Raw genomic sequence first — 3,125 nt, 5'->3', positions numbered from 1 at the left:
CGTGAATTAGCCCCTGCCGACCAGCAGACGGTCAGGGCAGCATTAACCCTGCTGGAGCGCCAGTTACGCGAACCCGGCGCGTCATTTACGTCCAGCCATGCCGTCCGTGACTGGCTGCGTCTGCAGCTCGCTTCACTGGAGCGCGAAGAATTTACCGCACTCTTCCTCGATAACCAGCATCGCCTSATAGCCCACGAMACGCTCTTCACCGGCACCATCAACCATACGCAGGTCCATCCCCGTGAAGTGGTGAAAGCGGGGCTGAAGCATAATTGTGCCGCCGTCATTGTGGCGCACTGCCATCCGTCAGGGGTTGCCGAACCCAGCAATGCCGACCGTCAGGTCACTACGCGTATTCAGCAGGCACTGGGACTGGTTGATATTCGTCTGCTGGACCACCTGGTGGTGGGCGGCATGGAAATCGTCTCCTTTTCTGAGAGAGGCTGGCTGTAGCGCAACAGGAAAATAACCCGATGAAAATCATCAGTAAACGCCAGGCAATGACGATATACCGCCAGCATCCACAGTCCCGGTTATTTCGCTTCTGTACCGGGAAATACAAATGGTCCGGCAGCGTCTGCCACTACGCCGGTCGGGAAGTACAGGATATCAGCGGTGTGCTCGCTGTCTTCGCAGAACGCCGGCAGGACCGCAACGGTCCGTATGTCGTATTGCGCAGCGTCACGCTCAATTAACACCTGGTTAAGGAGTGCTTCAATTGTCGAATAAAACATCCACAACAACGCACGATATCGCTGAGCCCTGGTGGGGTCTGAGACGCAACAACACGCCCTGTTTTGGCGCGAGACTGGTACAGGAGGGCAACTGGCTGCATTACCTGGCTGACCGCACCAGCATCACCGGTCAGTTCAGCGAGGCGGATTTACGTCATCTCGACCTGGCGTTCCCGGTATTAATGAAGCAGATGGAACTGATGCTGGTTTCCGGTGAGCTCAATCCCCGCCATCAGCACTGTGTCACGCTGTATGCGAAAGGGCTGACCTGCGAGGCCGACAGCCTCGGTTCGCATGGGTATGTCTATATCGCGATTTACCCGACACCTGCAACAACCGCGTAAACCTTCGTACTGTTTTCCCCCGCTTTAACCTATCAACAAAGAGATCCAGCCATGCAAACCCAATCGAGATCCCCAACGCGGGAGGCTTCACCACGCCCGTCACCCGTGGAGATCTGGCTGCGCCTCCTGAGTCACCTGCTGGAGCACCACTACGGTCTGACGCTCAACGACACACCTTTCGGCAACGATGGCGTGATTCAGGAGCATATTGACGCCGGTATATCACTGTGCGATGCCGTGAATTTTATTGTGGAAAAATACGATTTGGTTCGCACCGATCGTCACGGCTTCAGTGCCGAAACACAGTCGCCGCTTCTCACCCGTATCGATATTCTCCGCGCCCGCAAAGCCACCGGGCTGATGACCCGCAACGATTACAGAACGGTAACCGATATCACCACCGGTAAATACCGCGAGGTGCAGCAATGAAGTTATCCCTGACGGTAGAAGCCGACGCCATCAACGTTCTGGCCCTGAATGCGGGCCGGGTAGCCGTCGATATTGACGGCATTGAACTGGCTGCGCTGATCGATGTGGTCTGTGACAACGGTTATTCGCTTCGCGTTGCTGACTCCCCCGGGAAGCTGGTTGTTGAAGATCCGCTTCCGCCCGTTGCCCGGCTGAATGGCATTCAGTGCAGTACCGCCCATATCTCCGAAGCTGATAACAGCCTGCTGTATACCCTTTCGCACCAGCATGAAGATCATGGTGACAGTGAATGGATTAGCTATACCGGATCCGGTTATCTGATTTATCTGGATGCCTGGCAGTACCCGGTACTCCAGCTTAAGAAGCGGGGATTATCGAAGGCCTGTCGTCGGCTAATCGTGACGCTGGTACATCGCTATGCCATCAGAATTATCCATCTGGATGCTCTGGGTGAATTGCTGCCCGGCTTCGCTACCTTTGACTGGTAACCCAACCTCAATCTCCACAAGGTTTTCACCTGCCGGAATTAACCACCGAAGCGGCACTCAACATTCTGATTGGCTGGCTGCAGGACAACATCGATTGTGGCAGCGAGATGATTTTTGACAACGACGAGGACAACACCGATTCAGCAGTGCTGTTGCCCTGGATTGAACGTGCGCGTCAGGACGTTCGCGATTTCCGCCATCTGCAGCTTCTGCAAAAGGCCGGAACAGATTAACCCCTGTCCGAACTCATTACACACGCATAAGCGCCAGCCCTCACCGGCTGGTGCTTTGCTTTATATAAAGGAAATAAAAATGATGTCAGACCTTACTCTCACCGAACCCGAAGTATTAACCGGCCACGCAGACGTGATTTGCTCCACCAGCATTGAGCGTATTGTCACGGGACGTAATGCCGCGCTGGCACAAATTGAAACGTTGATACAGCAACTTGATGATATTTCTGCATTAACCGACAGTATTGGCGGGGGCAAAGCGAATGAATGGGGAGTGCGGCAATACCGTTATGACTGCTGGCTGATGGAGAGCTCCGAAACCGCGATGAAGGCGATCACCCGCAATATTGATCGCAGTATCTGGAAAGATCTGATGAAGAAATCGGGGATGCTGAGCCTGATGGATGCTCAGGCCCGTGACGAGTGGTACAAAAACCTTGAAGGGGAGGATATTCCTGCCGTCAGTGAAGCCAATATTCTGAGCACCTTTGAGCAACTGCATCTGAACAAGGGGGAGGTGTTTGAGCGCGGAGTGATAAATGTGTTCAAAGGGCTGAGCTGGAATTATAAGACCAATAGCCCCTGCAAATTTGGCGCAAAAATCATTGTGACGGGACTGGTCAAATATGACCGCTGGGGATTTGGGCTTAACTGGGGCTGGCAGCGTGACCGCCTGGCTGACCTTGAGCGTATGCTGATGCTTCTGGATGGTAAGCCGGTTCCCGACAACCGCGCTGACGTTACCCGTCGTCTCGGCGACCATATCCATGAGAACAGGCACAGCACCCGCTATGAGGATGAGATGTTTGCGATAAAATACTTTCAGAAAGGAACGGCGCATATCAGCTTCAAACGACCAGAGTTGGTCGATAAGCTGAATGACATTATCGCCCGGCA

The 3,125-nt window shown here is 54.0% G+C and carries 7 protein-coding genes; all 7 read left to right on the top strand.

What is annotated here, in order from left to right:
• Positions 1-453, top strand: a 453-nt coding sequence (radC, locus tag ADK28_RS18485; protein ID WP_048796338.1) for a RadC family protein, incomplete at its 5' end; no start/stop codon positions are given.
• A 20-nt stretch (positions 454-473) separates the two neighbouring features.
• The gene (locus tag ADK28_RS18480) at positions 474-695 is read left to right on the top strand and encodes a DUF987 domain-containing protein (protein ID WP_048796337.1); all 222 of its coding nucleotides are present in this window, start codon (positions 474-476) and stop codon (positions 693-695) included.
• Between the two features lie 23 nt (positions 696-718).
• Positions 719-1,078 (top strand): type IV toxin-antitoxin system YeeU family antitoxin, encoded by a 360-nt coding sequence (locus ADK28_RS18475; RefSeq protein WP_048796336.1) that lies wholly within the window; start codon positions 719-721, stop codon positions 1,076-1,078.
• A 51-nt stretch (positions 1,079-1,129) separates the two neighbouring features.
• Positions 1,130-1,507, top strand: a complete 378-nt coding sequence (locus ADK28_RS18470) for a TA system toxin CbtA family protein (RefSeq protein ID WP_048796335.1) — start codon at positions 1,130-1,132, stop codon at positions 1,505-1,507.
• Positions 1,504-1,995: a DUF5983 family protein gene (locus tag ADK28_RS18465; RefSeq protein ID WP_048796334.1), complete on the top strand. Its 492-nt coding sequence runs from the start codon at positions 1,504-1,506 to the stop codon at positions 1,993-1,995. Before ADK28_RS18470 ends, ADK28_RS18465 begins: the two co-directional genes overlap by 4 nt.
• A 29-nt stretch (positions 1,996-2,024) precedes the next feature.
• A complete protein-coding gene (locus ADK28_RS18460; RefSeq protein ID WP_048796333.1) occupies positions 2,025-2,228 on the top strand; it encodes a DUF957 domain-containing protein in 204 nt (67 codons plus the stop codon).
• Positions 2,229-2,310: 82 nt separating this feature from the next.
• Positions 2,311-3,125, top strand: an 815-nt coding sequence (locus ADK28_RS18455) for a DUF4942 domain-containing protein (protein ID WP_048796332.1), incomplete at its 3' end; no start/stop codon positions are given.

The sequence above is a fragment of the Serratia sp. 506_PEND genome (assembly GCF_001076875.1).
In the GTDB taxonomy this organism is placed as follows: domain Bacteria; phylum Pseudomonadota; class Gammaproteobacteria; order Enterobacterales; family Enterobacteriaceae; genus Serratia; species Serratia marcescens.
Note: the sequence above shows the minus strand (reverse complement) of the source record. Positions and strands in the feature narration are given on the sequence as shown.